Below are 17,655 nucleotides of genomic sequence, written 5' to 3' on the forward strand. Positions count from 1 at the left end.
AGGAAAGGAACAGTCATGAAACGAGGACTCGCCTTAGGTGCGGCCATCGCGCTGTCGGTCGGGCTGGCCACCGCCTGCGGGGGCAGCGGAGGCGGCGGCACGGCCGCCTCAGGAGGCGGCAAGCCGATCGTCGGAGTGGACTACCCCCGCTCCGACACCGACTTCTGGAACTCCTTCATCAAGTACGTCCCCCAGTTCGGCGCCGAGAACGGCCTGGAGCTGAAGACCTCCAACTCGCAGAACGACATCTCCAAGCTCACCGCCAACGTGCAGAGCTTCATCAGCCAGGGCGTCAAGGGCGTCGTGCTGGCGCCGCAGGACACGGCTGCCGTGGCCCCCACCCTCCAGCAGCTCAACACCAAGAAGATCCCCGTCGTCATGGTGGACACCCGTCCCGAGCAGGGTGACGCCTTCATGGTGGTACGTGCCGACAACCGGGCGTACGGCGAGAAGGCGTGCAAGTTCCTCGGCGAGAAGCTGTCCGGCAAGGGCAAGGTCGTGATGCTCCAGGGCGACCTCGCCTCCATCAACGGCCGCGACCGCACCGAGGCGTTCAACGCCTGCATGAAGGCCAGCTACCCCGGCATCACGGTGTTCGGCGAGGCCACCAACTGGGACGGCGCGATCGCCTCGCAGAAGCTCCAGACCCAGCTCACCGCCCACCCCGACATCAAGGGCGTCTACATGCAGTCGAGCTTCGCCCTGTCGGGCACCCTCCAGGTGCTCCAGCAGCGCGGCCTCTTGGTCCCGGCGGACGATCCCAAGCACGTCTTCGTCATCTCCAACGACGGCATCCCCCAGGAGCTGAAGGAGATCGCCGCCGGCAACATCGACGCGACCGTCTCCCAGCCGGCCGACCAATACGCCAAGTACGCGCTGCAGTACACCAAGGCCGCCATCGACGGCAAGACGTTCAAGCCGGGCCCGACCGACCACGACAGCACCATCATCCAGGTGCGCCCGGGCCTGCTGGAGGACCAGCTCTCCGCGCCCCTGGTCACCGCCGACGGCGGCACCTACGGAGGCGTAGCGAGCGTCAAGCCGGACGACTCCTCGCTCTGGGGCAACAACCTTGGCGGATGACCAGGCGGCCACGCCTCTCGCCGAGGCGATGGGTGTCACCAAGAGATACGGCGAGACCGTCGCGCTGGACCGCGCCGGAATCCGCATCATGGCCGGCCAGACCCACGCGCTCGTCGGCCGCAACGGAGCCGGGAAGTCCACCCTGGTCTCGATCCTCACCGGGCTCCAGGCCCCCGACGAGGGCGAGGTGCGGTTCGGCGGCGAGCCTGCCCCGCGCCTCACCGACCGCGACGCCTGGCGGCAACGGGTGGCCTGCGTCTACCAGAAGTCCACGATCATCCCCGAGCTGACCGTGGCGGAGAACCTCTACCTGCACCGCCACGACCTGAACCGGTTCGGGCTGGTCCGCTGGGGCAGCCTCCGGCGCAAGGCGGCCGAGCTGCTCGCCACCTGGTCGGTGGACGTCGACGTGCGCCTGCCGGCCGGCGAGCTGGACGTCGAACAGCGGCAGTTCGTGGAGATCGCCCGAGCGCTGTCCTTCGGCGCCCGGTTCATCATCCTCGACGAGCCGACCGCTCAGCTCGACGCGGCCGCCATCGCCCGGCTGTTCACCCGGATCCGCACCCTGCAGGAACAGGGAGTGACCTTCCTGTTCATCAGCCACCACCTGCAGGAGATCTACGAGATCTGCGACACGGTCACGGTCTTCCGCGACGCCCGGCACATCCTGACCACCACGGTGGCCGACCTGCCGCACGGGGAGCTGGTGGCGGCGATGGCGGGAGAGGCCGCCGGCCTGGCCGAGTCGTCCGCCCGGGCGGCCCCGCCCGGCGGCGCCGGTGTGGTGCTCGGCGTGCGCGACCTGTCGTACGGCGACGCCTACCGGGAGATCGACTTCCAGATCCAGGCCGGCGAGATCGTCGGCCTGGCGGGCGCGGCCGGCAGCGGCAGGACCGAGCTGGCCGAGACCATCGTCGGGTTGCGCGCAGCCGATTCGGGCACGATCGAGGTCGCCGGGCGCGCTCCCCGTCCCGGCAGCGTGCCCGACGCGCTCGCGGCAGGTGTCGGCTTCGTCCCCCGCGACCGGCACCACCAGGGGTTCGTCCCGATGATGTCGATCGCCGACAACGCCACCATGACCGTCCCCGACCAACTCGGCGAGGCCGGCCTGATCAGCGGCCGGCGGCGCGACCGGCTGGCCAGGACTCTGATCACCAACCTGGCGATCAAGACCCCCGGCCCCGGCCTGCCCGTGATGGGCCTGTCCGGCGGCAACCAGCAGAAGGTCGTCATGGCCAGGGCGCTGGCCTCCGATCCCCGGCTGCTCGTGCTGATCACACCCACCGCCGGGGTGGACGTGAAGTCCAAGGAGTTCCTGCTCGGCAAGGTCGAGGAGACCGCCGCCAGGGGGACCGGCGTGCTGATCGCCTCCGACGAACTCGACGACCTGCGGCTGTGCGACCGGCTGCTGGTGATGTTCCAGGGCCGTGTCGTCGCGGACATGGCCGCCGGATGGCACGACCACGACGTGGTGGCGGCCATGGAAGGAGTCCGGCTCGATGCCTGAGAAAACTCTCACGCCCGCCACCGAGAACGCCGCCCCCGAGCGGGAACGGCCACGGATACGACTGGCCCGGTTGCGCGACTTCGCCCTGATCCCCGCGATCATCGCGATCGCCATCGTCGGCCAGATCGTCAACCCGATCTTCCTGCAGGGCGACAACCTGATCAACATCCTGCAGACCATGTCGGAGATCTCGCTCCTGGTCCTTGCCCAGACCATCGTGCTGGTCGCCGGCAAGATGGACCTGTCGCTGGAGTCGACGTTCGGTCTCGCGCCGGGCGTGGCGGCCTGGCTCACCGTGGCCGCCGGTTCGGGCGCCGGTCTCGGCCTGCTGCCGGGCGCCTGGTCGATCCCCGTCACCCTGGCCGTCGGCGTGCTCATCGGCGCGATCAACGCGCTGCTGATCGTACGGTTCGGGCTCAACGGCTTCATCGTCACCCTCGGCATGCTCATCGTGCTGCGCGGCCTGCTCACCGGCATCTCCGGCGGCCAGACCTTCTTCAACCTGCCGGCGTCGATGCTCTATCTCGGCTCGGCCCTGTGGCTCGGCGTGCCCGCCTCGATCTGGCTCTGCCTGCTGCTGTTCGCCGCCGGCATCGTGCTGCTCGGCTTCACCAAGTTCGGCCGCGCCCTGTACGCCATCGGCGGCAACGTGGACGCGGCCAAGGCGGCCGGCATCCGTACCGACCGGGTGTTGTGGACCGCCCTGGTGGGCGCCAGCGTGCTGGCCGCGCTCGGCGGCCTGCTGATGTCGGGCCACCTCGCCTCCGTGGCGGCCGCGCAGGGTGACGGCGCCATCTTCACCGTGTTCGCCGCGGCCGTGATCGGCGGTGTCGGCCTCAACGGCGGCAAGGGCACGATGTTCGGCGCGTTCACCGGCATCCTTCTCCTCTACATGATCCAGAACGTCCTCACCCTGGCCGGCGTGCCGGCCCAATGGATCCAGGCCCTCAACGGCGCGATCATCATCATCGCCCTCGTCCTGTCCCGCCTCACCGGAGGCAAGGTCCAGGAATAGCCCGCCGCGGGCACCCCTCTCCTCTCCGCCTCGGCGTCCCGAGCGCCGCACCCCCTAACGATGGGAACAGCCATGTCCGAACACCACCTGACACGACGGCAGCTGATGAAGATCGGAACAGCCGGTGCCGGTGCGCTGCTGCTGCCGATGCAATGGACGGCGGTCGCCCGAGCCGCTTCCATGCCGCCTCCGGAGGTGCGCGCCGCCAACGATCTGGCGCTCTGGTACGACGAGGCCGCCGGCACGGACTGGCTCCGCGCGCTCCCCATCGGCAACGGCCGCCTGGGGGCCATGGTGTTCGGCAACGTCGACACCGAGCGCCTGCAGTTGAACGAGGACACCGTCTGGGCCGGCGGCCCGTACGACCAGAGCAACCCGAAGGGTGCGCAGGCGCTGCCGGAGATCCGGCGGCTGGTCTTCGAGAACCAGTGGACCCAGGCCCAGGATCTGATCAACCAGACGATGCTCGGCAAGCCCGTGGGCCAGCTGGCCTACCAGCCCGTCGGCAATCTGCGGCTCAACTTCGGCAGCGCGGCCGGGGCGTCGGAGTACAACCGCCAGCTGGATCTGACCACCGCCACGACATCCGTGACCTACGTCCTGAACGGTGTGCGGTACCGGCGCGAGGTGCTCGCGAGCGCGCCGGATCAGGTGATCGCCATCCGCCTCACCGCCGACAAGCCCGGCTCGATCACGTTCTCGGCGACGTTCGACAGCCCGCAGCGGACGACCCGCTCCAGCCCGGACGGAACCACGGTGGCAGTCGACGGCGTCTCGGGCGACATGGAAGGAGTGACCGGCTCGGTCCGGTTCCTGGCACTGGCCCGGGCCGTCGCCGAAGGCGGCAGTGTCACCAGTTCCGGCGGCACGCTCCAGGTGTCCGCCGCCGACAGCGTGACACTGCTGATCTCCATCGGCTCCAGCTACGTGAACTACAAGGATGTCGGCGGCGACTACCAGGGCATCGCGTGGAAGCACCTCAACACCGCCCTGGACACGCCCTACGACAAGCTGCGCAGCCGGCACGTTGCCGACTACCAGCGCCTGTTCGGGCGTACGACGATCGAGCTCGGCCGTACCGCGGCGGCCGACCAGCCGACCGACGTCCGGATCGCGCAGCACTCCTCTGTCGACGACCCGCAGTTCTCCGCGCTGCTGTTCCAGTTCGGCCGCTACCTGCTGATCAGTTCCTCGCGTCCCGGGACCCAGCCGGCCAACCTTCAGGGCATCTGGAACGACCAGATGCGCCCGCCGTGGGACTCGAAGTACACCCTCAACGCCAATCTGCCGATGAACTACTGGCCCGCCGACACGACGAACCTGTCCGAGTGTTACGCGCCGGTGTTCGACATGATCAAGGACCTCACCGTGACCGGCGCCCGCACGGCCCAGGCACAGTACGGTGCGGCCGGTTGGGTCACCCATCACAACACCGACGCATGGCGGGCCGCATCGGTCGTCGACGGCGCGTTCTGGGGCATGTGGCAGACCGGCGGCGCGTGGCTCGCCAGCATGATCTGGGACCACTACCTGTTCACCGGCGACACCGACTTCCTGCGCGCGAACTACCCGGCCATGAAGGGCGCCGCCCAGTTCTTCCTCGACACCCTGGTGCCGGAGCCGGAACTCGGCTGGCTGGTCACGAACCCGTCCAACTCCCCCGAGCTCAGCCATCACCCGAACGCCAGCGTGGCCGCAGGCCCCACCATGGACATGCAGATCCTGCGTGACCTGTTCGACGGCTGCGCCGAGGCCAGCAAGGTTCTCGGTGTGGACGCGGACTTCCGAGGCAAGGTCGAGACCGCCCGCGAGCGACTGGCTCCGATGAAGATCGGTTCCCGCGGCAACATCCAGGAATGGCTCTACGACTGGGTGGAGACCGAGCCCAACCACCGGCACGTCTCACACCTTTACGGCCTGCATCCCAGCCATCAGATCACCAAGCGCGACACACCCGAGCTGTTCGAGGCCGCGCGCCGGACTCTGGAACTGCGCGGCGACGACGGGACGGGCTGGTCGCTGGCCTGGAAGATCAACTACTGGGCAAGGCTGGAGGAGGGTACGCGAGCGCACGACCTGGTCCGCGCCCTCGTCACACCGGCCAGGCTCGCCCCGAACATGTTCGACCTGCACCCTCCGTTCCAGATCGACGGCAACTTCGGGGCGACGTCCGGCATCGCGGAGATGCTGCTGCAGAGCCACGCCGATGAACTCCACCTGTTGCCCGCCCTGCCGGAGGCCTGGCCGAGCGGACAGGTGAAGGGTCTTCGGGGTCGCGGCGGCCACACCGTCGGCGCGGCGTGGAGCGAAGGGCAGGCCGACGAGTTCCTGCTCACGCCCGATCGCGACGGCACCGTAAAGGTACGCGGCGAGATGTTCACCGGGCGCTACAGGGTGGTCGACGCCACGCGCGGCGGCCAGGCCCGCACCAAGAAGGTCGGCCCCGACCTGATCGAACTCACCGGGCAGGCGGGTCACACCTATCGCGCGTACAGCTTGCAGAAGGTCCGGCTCGACGCACCCGCCGAGGTGACCCCGGGCCAGGAGGCGAAGGTCACCGTCACCGTCCGGGCGATCGAGATGCCGCTGGCCCCTTCGGCCACGGTGTCCGTCGAGGCTCCGGATGGGTGGAGCGTCACCCCCGCGCAGGTCGTGTTGGGGCCCCTGAAGCCCGACTCGGAGAGCACTGCCGAGTTCAAGGTCACCCCAAGCGCGAACGAGCCCACGGGCACCGTGGTCCTGACCGGCAAGGCGAGCGGCCGTGACTGGACCACGTCGGCGAAGGCCACGGTCCGGGTGTAGGACGGCCCGGCAGTCGGATTGAGCATCCGGCCCCGCATTCGCCGCCTGCTCGCGCTTCCGGACGGAGCCGAGCGATCTCGACGCGATGGCCAACCTGTACGTGCGGCTGCCGGTGACCGGATCCAATGGCGGACGAGCCCGGTCGAGCCCGGTAGATCACGGTGGCTCGACCGGGCTCGTCGGGTGGAGACGGGTCAGGCGAGGTCGAACCGGTCGAGTTCCATGACCTTGGTCCAGGCCGCGACGAAGTCGGTCACGAACTTGTTGCGGGCGTCCTGGCCGGCGTAGACCTCCGCGAGGGCTCGTAGCTGGGAGTTGGAGCCGAAGATGAGGTCGATTGCGGTGGCGGTCCACTTCACCTCATCGGTGGCCACGTCGCGGATCTCGTACACATGCTCCTCGGATTCCGATGCCTTCCACCGGGTGCCCGGGGAGAGCAGGTTGGTGAAGAAGTCATTGGTGAGCACGCCGGGCCGGTCGGTGAGGACGCCGTGCTGGGTGCCGCCGAAGTTGGCTCCGAGGGAACGCAGGCCGCCGAGGAGGACGGTCATTTCGGGCGGGGTCAGGTTGAGCATGTAGGCACGATCGACGAGCAGCACCTCCGGTTGGGTCTTCTCGCCGGAACGCAGGTAGTTGCGGAACCCGTCGGCCCGCGGCTCGAGGACCCGGAAGGACTCGACGTCGGTCTGCTCCTGGGTGGCGTCGGTGCGGCCCGGGCGGAACGGCACCGTCACCTCCACGCCGGCCTCGCGTGCCGCCTTCTCGACGGCGGCCGAGCCGGCCAGCACGATCAGGTCGGCGAGCGAGATCTTCGCGCCGCCGGCCTCGTTGAACTCGCGCTGGATGCCCTCGAGGGTGTCCAGGACCGTCGCGAGTTGCTCGGGCTGGTTGACCTCCCAGCTGCGCTGCGGCTGGAGACGGAGCCGGGCGCCGTTGGCGCCGCCGCGCTTGTCGGTGGACCGGAAGCTCGCGGCGGAGGCCCAGGCGGTGGAGACCAGTTGAGCGGTCGTGAGGCCGGACTCCAGGACCTTCGCCTTGAGGGAGGCGACGTCGGCGTCACCCACGAGTTCGTGGTCGACGGCCGGCACCGGGTCCTGCCACAGCTGGGGCTCGGCGACCCACGGTCCGAGGAAGCGGCTGACCGGACCCATGTCGCGGTGCAGCAGCTTGTACCAGGCCTTGGCGAAGGCCAACGCGAACTCGTCGGGGTTCTCCAGGAAGCTGAGGGAGATCTTCTGGTACGTCGGGTCGACGCGCAGCGCCAGGTCGGTCGTGAGCATCGTCGGCTTGTGCTTCTTCGATGGGTCGTGGGCGTCCGGAATGATCGCCTCGGCGTCCTTCGCGACCCACTGCTTCGCGCCGCCCGGGCTCGTGGTGAGCTCCCACTCGTAGCCGAAGAGGATCTCGAAGAAACGGTTGCTCCACTGCGTCGGCCGGTCGGTCCACGTCACCTCGAGACCGCTGGTGATCGTGTCACCGCCCTTGCCGGTGCCGTGGCTGCTCAGCCAGCCCAGGCCCTGCGCCTCCAGCGGCGCGGCCTCGGGCTCCGGCCCCACGTGGTCGTCCGCGATGCCGGCGCCGTGGGTCTTGCCGAACGTGTGGCCGCCGGCGATGAGAGCGACAGTCTCCTCGTCGTTCATCGCCATCCGTCCGAAGGTCTCGCGGATGAAATGCGCCGCCGCAGCCGGGTCGGCGTTGCCGCGGGGACCCTCCGGGTTGACGTAGATGAGACCCATCTCGGTCGCGCCGAAGTTCGGCACCATCTCGGTGTCGTTGACGTAGCGCTCGTCACCGAGCCAGGCGTCCTCCGGACCCCAGAAGATCTCCTCTGGCTCCCAGACGTCCTCGCGCCCGAAGCCGAAGCCGAAGGTCTTGAAACCCATCGACTCCAGGGCTACGTTGCCGGCGAGCACGAGCAGGTCGGCCCACGAGATCTTCTGGCCGTACTTCTGCTTGACCGGCCACAGCAGTCGGCGGGCCTTGTCGAGGTTGGCGTTGTCGGGCCAGCTGTTGAGCGGGGCGAAACGCTGGGCGCCGTCGCCGGCCCCGCCGCGACCGTCGTGGATGCGGTAGGTGCCCGCGGCGTGCCAGCTCATCCGGATCATGAGGCCGCCGTAGTGGCCGAAGTCGGCCGGCCACCAGTCCTGCGAGGTCGTGAGCACCTCGATGATGTCCTGCTTGAGGGCCTCGACGTCGAGCTTCTCGAACTCCTTGGCGTAGCTGAAGTCCTCTGCCAGTGGGTTGCCCTTGGACGAGTGCGCACGCAACACCGACAGGTCGAGCTGGTTGGGCCACCAGTCCCGGTTGGTGCGCGGACGACCGCCGGTCTTCGGAGTCGGCGAGTCGATTGCCGGGTTCTCGCTCTCGCTGCCATGCGCGGTCACGGAGTCATGCGCGAGCGGGTAGCCGGCCGCCGCCTTCCGATCCACGCCCTGCGCGCTGGAGTGGGCGTTGTCCTGGTTGTCGCTCATCTGCTTCCTCCGAACTTCCGGATCACTGGTCAATGCGTCTAGCCGCACAGTCGGGGTAGGTGCCCCAATAGACGACCTCTAGACGACCTCCGGCACGTCGACCACGAAACCCTTGCCATCCGAGGCGGTGAGACAGGGGGGCAGCCGACGTACGCGCCCGCACCGCACGAGCGGCATACGACATGGTGGTGGTTGTCCACCGTGTCGGTGTCGACGTGCGTGCTCGCGCGGCGCGGCGGGCACTGCCAACCGCGGCCGGGTCACGCGCGACGAAACCCCTCGCAACTGCGTCTCGAAGTCAGACGCCATATGGTCAACATAGCCGCCCCCTTCGACGAGCAGATACGCGGCCCTGCCCTGCCGTCTGGCTCGCGGCCCCGGGCAGGGGTCGTGCAAGCGAGCACGTGCGCCCGCTCCTGCATGGTTACCTGACCGCGTGGCGCGAACCGCCCCGCTTGATCACGCCGATCGTGCTGCTGTCCGTACCTGGGACCGTGATCGGGTGGCTCACTCTGCCTCTCGCCACGGGAACCGATCTCGCTGTGATCAGCGGCGAGATGGTGCCGGTCGGCCGGCTTGGAATCCCGATGCTCGTCTGGACTGCGATCATCCTCCGGTGAACGAAGGCCCGGTGCTGTTCACCGACGAAGGGGGCGAAGGGGCCGCGCTCGCTGTGGCCCCTCGCCCCGATGGCGGCCTCGTAGTGGCGGTCCTCGACTTCGATCCTCAAGGGTGGGCCGAGTTGTCCTTCTTCTTCTGTCACGATCTGGCGTGCTCGCGGTCCGACCGGAAGTCTGTCGCCAAGCTCAGCCATATCAAGAGACCGCGCCACCAGCATCGCCCGCTGGCACTCGCGATCGCGCCGGACGGCACACCCATCGCCGCCCACGCCAATGACGCCACCGGGGGCGTCGATGTCATCACCTGCGACGTTCCGACGTGCAACCGGCCGCGCGTGACCCAGCCTGCCGCGCGGTGCAGCTCCGCGCCGGCGAGGACGGTGCCGAGAGGGCATCGCTCTCTCTCGCCGTGCGGCGTGGCGGGCGTCCGCTGATCGCCTATCGCGACATCCGCACCACCGCGAGCGTGCTGCTGAACTGCCGGTCCAAGGAATGCGCACAGGCCGACCGCATCCCGCTCACCGGGCCGAGCGAGGAACAGCTGACGCCGCCGCCGGCGCTGGCGCTGGACGCGGCAGGACACGCCCGCCTGGCTGTCTGGGACATGCGGACTCGGCGATTGCTGCTCGTCACCTGCCTGGAAAGCACCTGCTCCTCCAGTGCCGTGGGAGAGTTCGAGCACAACCCCGACGCAACTGAGCTCACCGTCGACGCGCGCGGCCGACCCGTGATCGCCTGGGTTGACATCGAGAGCGAATTCCGGAAGCGCGAGATCTGGTTCTACACGACCGTGGTCCTCAACCGCTGACGTACGAACACCTCCCGGTGATCAGCCCTCCCATGGGCACGCCAGGCCTCAGGACGGGCCGGGCTCGCCCACGATCGTGGGCCTGATGCAACATCTGGGCGCGTTCAAGCAGATCAGCGAGCTCCTCGGGGTCGCGGGCTCGCCGCTGCTCAACCTGCTGGTGCTGTGCTACGTCGCCGGCATCACTTCCTTCGCCGCCAGCTCCATCGCGGTGTTCCCGACCGTCATGCCCCTCCTGCCGCCCCTGGTGGCCGCCGGCGTCTCCCCCGGTCGGCGGCGTGCTCGCCCTGGCCCTGGCTTCGGTGCTGGTCGACCTCAACCCGCTCGGCATCACCGGCGGCCTCATCCTCGGCGCCGCCGAGCCCTCGGCGCGATCCCGCCTGTTCCGCCAACTGCTCATCTACGGCCTGACCTCGATCGTCGTCGCACCCGTCCTGACCTGGGCCGACCGGGCCGTTCTGGCGGCGCTGGCCCGGTGGTCGCCGATGGCGTGTGGACCCGGCGGCCCCCGCGCCGTTTCAAGGTTTGATCGCGACGCCGCCGTAGGCCCAGGCGTGGCCGCCAGGGATGGGTTCCTGGTATGCGGCGGGGTCCGGTCGCCACTCCACCACCTCGACGAGACCCGGCTCGACCAGCTGCCAGCCCTCGAAGAAGCGCAGCGTCTCGTCGTGGGTGCGGGGCACCATGGGGGCGGTGCTGTTGTCGTAGGGCTTGGTGAAGTCCTCGCGGCGCACCTTTGGGGCGAAGTCGAGTGTGATGTGCGACAGCAGCAGGCGACTCCCGCTGGGCACGGCGGCCTTGAGCCGATCGACCAGTCCGTACGGATCTTCCTCGTCGGTGACGAAATGCAAGACCCCGGCCAGGATGACGGCCATCGGGCGGGTGAAGTCCATCACCTGCTGGATCTCAGGGTGGGAGAGTATCTCCTCGGGTTGCCGCAGGTCCGCCTCGACCATGGCGGTCATTCCGGCTGGGTCACCGGCCAGCAGGGCACGGCCGTGCACCAAAACGATCGGGTCATTGTCCACATAGGCCACCCGGACCTCGGGATTGACCTCTTGGGCGATCTCATGGGTGTTGTCCTGGGTGGGGATCCCCGTTCCGATGTCGAGGAACTGGGTGATGCCCGCCTCGGCGGCCAGGTAGCGCACCGCCCGGCCGAGGAAGGCGCGATGCGCGCGCACGCCCTCACGCGTGCCCGGCGACACCTCGATGAGCGCCTCGGCAGCCGCGCGATCGGACGCAAAATTGTCCTTGCCCGCCAATAGATAGTCATATATCCGAGCTGGATGGGGAATATGAGGATTGATCTTTATGGCGGGATCCTGCGCGTATACGGGGTCTAATGGGTCCGTCCCGCCGCTGTATGTCATCTTCTCTCCCTTATAGTCGGCAATTACCGCCGGGCGTGGCCCTTTCGTTGTCCGGTCCGGGACCACCGCGCAGGCCGCTCGCGAAGTCAAACAGCAGCCGCCACCGGTCTGCAAGGCCGTGCGGCACCGGCCCGATCGGGTCCTTGAAGAATGCCGGCTCGGGCAGCGCGCCCGCGCGACCTGCGTCGTACGCGGCGGCGGCCGAGAAAGTCCTCGAAGGTGACCAGGTCCGCACTCGCAGGTTCCGCGTCTCGGCTCCGGTGCTCATAGGGCTCCCAAGGTTCAGTGGGTCCTGTCCGCCGATCCGGGCGAGTCGATCGGCAGCTCCGCGGCGGAGCCGGGGTCGGCGACGACGGCGCACCGCGGCCTCGCCTCATGGGAGGACGGGAGCTCTCCTGCCGGCCTCCGAAGCACTCATCATCGAGCACGGACATGGGATGTCTTTTTACGGCCAAACCTGTGCCAATGTCCAGAGCTCACGGAGAATAGGCGAAACGAAGTGTTCCAGGCGGTGGTCACGCGGTCTCCGGTTGAAGTCGCCGCTTCTTGACGGAGAGGGGTACGTCCCATGTCTCTCCGGCGCACCCCCTGAAAGTTTCATGCCAGATGCGCCCGCGGCCTCTCATACCTTCTTCGCCCAGAAGCCCTTTGCGGCCTCATCGAGGACCGCCGGTCCGCCGTTCTCGCGGTCACCGTTGACGGCTGCGGCAGGCAGGATCGGCGACAGCAGCACCGGCCGGGTGATGGAGCCGAAGGCGGCACCCCTCTGGGACCAGAGAGCGGCACTGGCGACAATACGTCGGCGCGCGCCTTGCCCTGACTGCATGCTTCACGTCAGGAAGGAGCCCACCCCATGTCCCGACGTCCGTGGCTGACGACGCTGGCCACCGTGGTGCACGCGAGCACGCAGGGAGCACGCTGACACCATCCATGATCGCCGCCAACTGGGGGGCAGCAGGTACCGGCTGAGGAGTCGCCGCGGGCCAGGGGCACCACGATCCGGCGTCATCGGGGCGGCTCTTCGCCGCAGAGTGCTCGGCGGAGGGCATTGTGCCGGTAGCCGCGGACTCGAACGCTCAGCTCGGCGTCGGGCGCGAGGGTTTCACCGCCGTGGATGCCGCCTGGATAGACGTGCAGTTCGACGGGAACGCCGGCCCAGGACAGCCGGCGCGCGAAATCGATCGCCTCGTCGCGCAACAGGTCGAGGTCGCCGACGTCGACGTACGCCGGCGGCAGGCCGGAGAGATCGCCGGCGCGCGCCGGCGCGGCGTACGGCGGCACCCGGTCTGTGCCGAAGTCCTCGCCGAGCAGCGCCCGCCAGGCCTGGATGTTGGCCTCACGACTCCACGCGCCGAAGCCGGTGTTGGCCGTGGCCGAAGGGGTCGACGACAGGTCGTCCAGCATGGGGGACACCAGCATCTGGTGGGCGATGGCCGGGCTGCCGCGGTCGCGGGACAGCAACGCCACCGCCGCGGCCAGCCCGCCGCCCGCGCTCGTCCCGTAGAGACCGATCAGGCCGGGGTCGATCCCGAGCTCGCGGTGCCGGTCCGCGACCGCCACGAGCCCCGCGTAGCAGTCGTCCAGCGCCGCGGGGTACGGGTTCTCCGGTGCCAGCCGGTACTCGACCGCGACGACGACAAAGCCGGTCGCCCGGGCCAGCCCGATGGCCTTCGCATGATCGCCGTCGACGCTGCCCGCCACCATGCCGCCACCGTGAATGTAGTAGACGCAGGGCGACTGCCGGGTGCTCGCATGCGGCCGGTACACACGCACCAGCACCGGCGTCGCCACACCGTGAGTGATCGACAGGTCGTACACGTCGATGTCGCCGGGCACGACCGGGGCGGCTCGCAGAGCGGTCAACTCGGCCTGCCGCCTGCGCCGCTCGGGAATGTCCCTGATACCACTCAGACCTTGGGGACCGACCAGCTGCAGGTACTGATCGAGGCGCGCGCGGACCTGAGGATCGATGCGCTCGGTGATGTCCACGGTAGGCAACCTAGGAATCGGGGTGGCGGTTGGACAATGCCGTCAACGGCAAAGCGACCTTTCTCAGCGGGAAAGCGCCGGCTCACCGGAGCCGGCGATGCGGTCCGGCAGTCGCGCCGCCAGATGGTCGACCAGCTCGCTGATCCGTCGGGGCATGTGGACGTCGTCGGACAGGAGCGCGTAGATGTCGGCAGGCGGTGTCGGTACCTCGGGCAGCACGCGCACCAGGGCGCCGCTCTCGAGGTGAGACCGGATCTGCCATTCCGAGCGCATGATCACCCCACGGCCCTGCAGTGCCCAGTCGGTGACGATGTCCCCGTCATTGCTGGACAGACGGCCGTGGACGCGTATCTGGCGCGGGTTCCCGGCATCGCCGAAGCGCCACAGGGCGAAGTCGCCCTCGTTCTCGCGGAGCACGATGCAGTCGTGGTCGGCCAGGTCCTCCACGCGTTCGGGCGTTCCGCTCCGTTCCAGGTAGGAGGGTGCGGCGCAGGGAACTCGACGGTTCTCCGCCAGCCGGCGCATCCGCAGGGAGGAGTCCGGGGGCGTTCCGACGTGGACGGCCAGGTCGAACTCGCGACGGTGCGGCCGCAGGGGCAGCGCCGTCGTGCGCAGCTGGATGCTCAGCTGGGGATGCCGGGCGGTGAACTCGCCGAGCAGCGGCGCCACGTGCGCGCGTCCGAGGCCCACGGTCGCCTGGACCACGACGGAGCCCCGCAGGTCGCCGGAGCGATGGGTGACCAGGTCCTCGAGTTCGCGGACCTGGTCGAGGATCGTCTCCAGGCGCGCGGCGTAGACCTCCCCCTCGGGGGTCAGCGCGAGCCGGCGCGTGCCGCGGTGCACCAGACGTACGTCGAGCCGGCGTTCCAGGGCGCTGAGGCGCTTGCTGACGACAGGCAGGGAGCAGTCCAGCTCGCGGGCGGCCGCCGTGAGCGTTTCGCTGGAGGCGACCACCTGGAAGAAGTGGAGGTCGTCCATCGAGGTGGTCATCGCGTCGCACCGCGGCGGGTGTGGCGCCGGGGTCTTTCCATGAGCGAAAGGATAGGTTGCTCCCTTCGTTCTTGTTGCGGCGTTTTCCGCCGACGAAGGTGGAGGCGCACCCGCCGGCCGGACCGGGTGCGTGCACTGTCGACGAGGCCGGAGGAGCGCCTGTGTCCCACCGTTACCGCATCGCGGTCATCCCGGGCGACGGCATCGGAGGCGAGGTCGTCCCGGAAGGGCTGCGGTGCCTGCGGGCCGCCGCGGAGACCTATGGATTCGAGCTGGAGACCGTCGAGTTCGGGTTCGCCTGCGCCGACTACTGGGTGCGGCACGGCGAGATGTTGCCGCCGGACTGGCGGGAGGTGCTCGGCGGCTTCGACGCGATCTTCTTCGGCGCGGTCGGCTGGCCCGAGGTCGTGCCCGACCACGTGTCGCTGTGGGGCAGCCTGCTGAAGTTCCGTCGTGAGTTCGACCAGTACGTCAACCTGCGGCCGGTACGGCTGCTGCGCGGGGTGCGCAGCCCGCTGCGTGACCGCGAGCCGGGCGACATCGACTTCCTGGTCGTCCGCGAGAACACCGAGGGCGAGTACTCGAACATCGGGGGCCGGATCTTCGAGGGCACCGACCGCGAGACGGTCGTGCAGGAGACCGTGATGACCCGAACCGGGGTGGACCGGGTGCTGCGGTACGCGTTCGAGCTGGCCGGCTCCCGGCCACGCAAGCACCTGACGTGGGCGACCAAGAGCAACGGCATCTCCATCACGATGCCGTACTGGGACGAGCGCGCGGCCGCGATGGCGGAGCGGTACCCGGACGTGGTCGCGGACAAGGACCACATCGACATCCTCGCGGCCAAGTTCGTCCTGCGCCCCGAGCAGTACGACGTCGTCGTCGCCAGCAACCTCTTCGGGGACATCCTCTCCGACCTCGGACCAGCGTGCGCGGGGACGATCGGGATCGCACCTAGCGCCAACATCAACCCGGATCGCACCTGGCCAAGCCTGTTCGAGCCGGTGCACGGCTCGGCTCCCGACATCGCCGGACGCGGGATCGCCAACCCGGTCGGTCAGATCTGGAGCGGCGCCATGATGCTCGACCACCTGGGAGAGCCCGCCGCGGCGGCGCGGATCGTGGCCGCGATCGAGAGCGTGCTCGACGAGCAGCCGGAGGTGGTCACTCCCGACCTCGGCGGCTCTGGGACGACCGCGCGTCTCGGCACGGCGATCGCCGCCGAGATCGCGACCGGGGCATCCGGGCAACGCGGTTCGCAGCCGAAGGACACCACGACATCATGACACCATCCTTCTCCGACCCGATCGGCCTGGAAGTCCGGTGGGACCGGCTCGCCGCCGCGACCGACGAGGCCGCCTCGACGATGCTGCGCACGGCCGTTCTCGACCATCGTCCGCGAGTCCAACGACTACACCGTCGTCCTGATGGACCGCCAGGGACGCACCATGGCGGAGTCGCGCGCCGGCATCCCCGGTTTCGCGGCCCTGATGAGCTCCCTCAGCGCCGTGGTCCTGGACAGGTTCCCGGCCCGCGAACGGCAGGACGGCGACTGCGTCACCACCGACGACCCGTGGATCGCGACGGGACACCTGCCCGACATCGCCATGATCACCCCGATCTTCCACGGGGGCGTGCTCGTCGGCTTTGCCGGGACCGCGGCGCATTCCCCCGACATCGGCGGCACGCCGTCCATGGGAGCCACCGATCTGATCTCGGAGGGCATCCCGATCCCGCCGTTGCGGCTGTTCCGGGCCGACGGGGTGGAGCAGGGAGTCAACGCCTCCACCGGCATGCGAAAAGACCTACCGCGCGACGTTCGGTCGCTCCCTCGACGGACCCGCGGAAGTCGTCAACTGGCGGCTTTCGGCACCACTGCCCGGCCACGACATCCCCGTGGGATGTGCGCCCGTCGCCGGCGACCCCCGGCGCGGGGTACGCGAGGTGTGGCTCACCGGGCACGGCCGGCTCCAGGCGACGGTCTGGGACCGGTACCGCCTGCGACCGGGAACGGAGATCACGGGGCCGGCGGTCTTCGAGGAGCGGGAGTCCTCGTGCTGTTTCGGACCGGAGTGCCGCATCCGGGTCGACCGTGATCTGACACTCCTCGTCGACCTCGCGCGCTGACCTCAGGCGGCCGGCCATGGTCCTTCAGGACCGGACGACGGAAGCCACCGCCGGTGTCGTGGGCGCGGCGAGCAGGTCCCCGAGCCCGCCACGGGCGTCCTCGATCACGAGCGCCTCGGCCGCCGCCGAGTCACGCGCCCGCAACGCCCGGACGAGCGCCCGATGGCTCGTGTAGCGGTGCAGGCCGAACTCGGCGTCGCGGCTGATCCGTTCGATCAGCCTGGCCCGGCGCTCCGGCCACGAGAACACCCGGGTCTGGTCGAGCAGACGCACGAGGACCGGGTTGCCGGCGCAGGACTCGACGACCTCGTTGAAGCGCTGCATGGCGTCGAGCAGCCGGCCGAGGTGCCGCGACAGCTCCTGCCCGGCCTTCTGGCGCTGCTTGATGAGGATCAGCAGGTCGTCGGCTTCGTCGAGGATGGCGTCGAGCTGGTCCAGTTGCTCCGGGGACGCGTGCCGGGCGGCGAAGCGGGCCACCATCCCGCGCAGGGCCACCTCGACCTCGGCGAGATCCTGTATGGCGACGTCGCCGAACGTGGCGACCTGCACCGTCCTCGGTCCCGTCCGTTCGAGCAGGCCGTCCTGCTCCAGGCGCCGGATGGCCTCGCGCACCGGCGTCGGGCTGACCGACAACCGCTCGGCGAGCCCCCGTTCGGTGACCTTCTGACCGGGACGTAGCTCTCCGATCGTGATCGCGTCGCGGATGGCGCGGTACGCGCGGTCGGCCAGGGTGCCGGCCGTCAGGCCCTTCAACGTCTCATCCGCCATGCGAGCAGTCTATCTGCCATGGCAAAGCTCGATTGGGACTATTGACCGTCTTGCTATAGCAACCGTAGCGTGGTGCTCGCCACAACGGCGGAGTGAAGGGAA

The 17,655-nt window shown here is 69.2% G+C and carries 13 protein-coding genes and 1 pseudogene; 9 read left to right on the plus strand and 5 right to left on the minus strand.

The features are described 5' to 3' along the window. Positions 1-15: 15 nt before the first annotated feature. The 4 genes from ETD86_RS12040 (at position 16) to ETD86_RS12055 (ending at position 6,407) form a co-directional block, all read left to right on the plus strand. Entirely contained in the window at positions 16-1,083 is a 1,068-nt protein-coding gene (locus ETD86_RS12040) for a sugar ABC transporter substrate-binding protein (RefSeq protein ID WP_138666220.1), read from the plus strand. Next, on the plus strand, positions 1,073-2,590 hold the full coding sequence (locus ETD86_RS12045) for a sugar ABC transporter ATP-binding protein (RefSeq protein WP_246147865.1): 1,518 nt from the start codon (positions 1,073-1,075) through the stop codon (positions 2,588-2,590). The genes ETD86_RS12040 and ETD86_RS12045 overlap by 11 nt, the downstream gene beginning before the upstream one ends. Next, complete coding sequence (locus ETD86_RS12050) at positions 2,583-3,605, plus strand: ABC transporter permease (RefSeq protein WP_138666221.1); 1,023 nt, start codon at positions 2,583-2,585, stop codon at positions 3,603-3,605. The genes ETD86_RS12045 and ETD86_RS12050 overlap by 8 nt, the downstream gene beginning before the upstream one ends. 105 nt (positions 3,606-3,710) lie before the next feature. Then, positions 3,711-6,407 (plus strand): glycosyl hydrolase family 95 catalytic domain-containing protein, encoded by a 2,697-nt coding sequence (locus ETD86_RS12055; RefSeq protein WP_246147866.1) that lies wholly within the window; start codon positions 3,711-3,713, stop codon positions 6,405-6,407. Between the two features lie 194 nt (positions 6,408-6,601). Here ETD86_RS12055 and katG read toward each other — a convergent pair whose 3' ends face one another. Then, the gene (gene katG / locus ETD86_RS12060; RefSeq protein WP_138666223.1) at positions 6,602-8,878 is read right to left on the minus strand and encodes a catalase/peroxidase HPI; all 2,277 of its coding nucleotides are present in this window, start codon (positions 8,876-8,878) and stop codon (positions 6,602-6,604) included. A 404-nt stretch (positions 8,879-9,282) separates the two neighbouring features. On the opposite strand from katG, the gene ETD86_RS56875 reads away from it, so the two are divergent. Both ETD86_RS56875 and ETD86_RS12080 read left to right on the plus strand, forming a co-directional pair. After that, a complete protein-coding gene (locus tag ETD86_RS56875; protein WP_138666224.1) occupies positions 9,283-9,498 on the plus strand; it encodes a hypothetical protein in 216 nt (71 codons plus the stop codon). A gap of 355 nt (positions 9,499-9,853) precedes the next feature. After that, a complete protein-coding gene (locus tag ETD86_RS12080) occupies positions 9,854-10,306 on the plus strand; it encodes a hypothetical protein (RefSeq protein WP_138666226.1) in 453 nt (150 codons plus the stop codon). A 518-nt stretch (positions 10,307-10,824) separates the two neighbouring features. Here the strand turns inward: ETD86_RS12080 and ETD86_RS12085 are convergent. From ETD86_RS12085 to ETD86_RS12095, 3 genes are all read right to left on the minus strand, one after another. Then, a complete protein-coding gene (locus ETD86_RS12085) occupies positions 10,825-11,679 on the minus strand; it encodes an SAM-dependent methyltransferase (RefSeq protein ID WP_138666227.1) in 855 nt (284 codons plus the stop codon). A gap of 1,005 nt (positions 11,680-12,684) precedes the next feature. Then, positions 12,685-13,668: an alpha/beta hydrolase gene (locus tag ETD86_RS12090; protein WP_170223033.1), complete on the minus strand. Its 984-nt coding sequence runs from the start codon at positions 13,666-13,668 to the stop codon at positions 12,685-12,687. A gap of 63 nt (positions 13,669-13,731) precedes the next feature. Beyond that, positions 13,732-14,658 (minus strand): LysR family transcriptional regulator, encoded by a 927-nt coding sequence (locus ETD86_RS12095; protein WP_138666229.1) that lies wholly within the window; start codon positions 14,656-14,658, stop codon positions 13,732-13,734. Between the two features lie 161 nt (positions 14,659-14,819). Here ETD86_RS12095 and ETD86_RS12100 point away from each other — a divergent pair, with 161 nt between their 5' ends. The 3 genes and pseudogenes from ETD86_RS12100 (at position 14,820) to ETD86_RS58090 (ending at position 16,785) form a co-directional block, all read left to right on the plus strand. Then, positions 14,820-15,944 (plus strand): tartrate dehydrogenase, encoded by a 1,125-nt coding sequence (locus ETD86_RS12100; RefSeq protein WP_138666230.1) that lies wholly within the window; start codon positions 14,820-14,822, stop codon positions 15,942-15,944. Positions 15,945-16,085: 141 nt separating this feature from the next. After that, positions 16,086-16,388: pseudogene (locus tag ETD86_RS60035) on the plus strand (hydantoinase B/oxoprolinase family protein); the annotation flags it as partial. Between the two features lie 166 nt (positions 16,389-16,554). Continuing rightward, complete coding sequence (locus ETD86_RS58090; RefSeq protein WP_246147869.1) at positions 16,555-16,785, plus strand: hypothetical protein; 231 nt, start codon at positions 16,555-16,557, stop codon at positions 16,783-16,785. Positions 16,786-16,809: 24 nt separating this feature from the next. Here the strand turns inward: ETD86_RS58090 and ETD86_RS12115 are convergent, their stop codons facing one another. Beyond that, positions 16,810-17,553, minus strand: coding sequence for a GntR family transcriptional regulator (locus ETD86_RS12115; RefSeq protein WP_138666231.1), 744 nt, complete (start codon positions 17,551-17,553; stop codon positions 16,810-16,812). Positions 17,554-17,655 lie beyond the last annotated feature (102 nt).

Source organism: Nonomuraea turkmeniaca, from assembly GCF_005889735.1.
GTDB classification, from domain to species: Bacteria; Actinomycetota; Actinomycetes; order Streptosporangiales; family Streptosporangiaceae; genus Nonomuraea; species Nonomuraea turkmeniaca.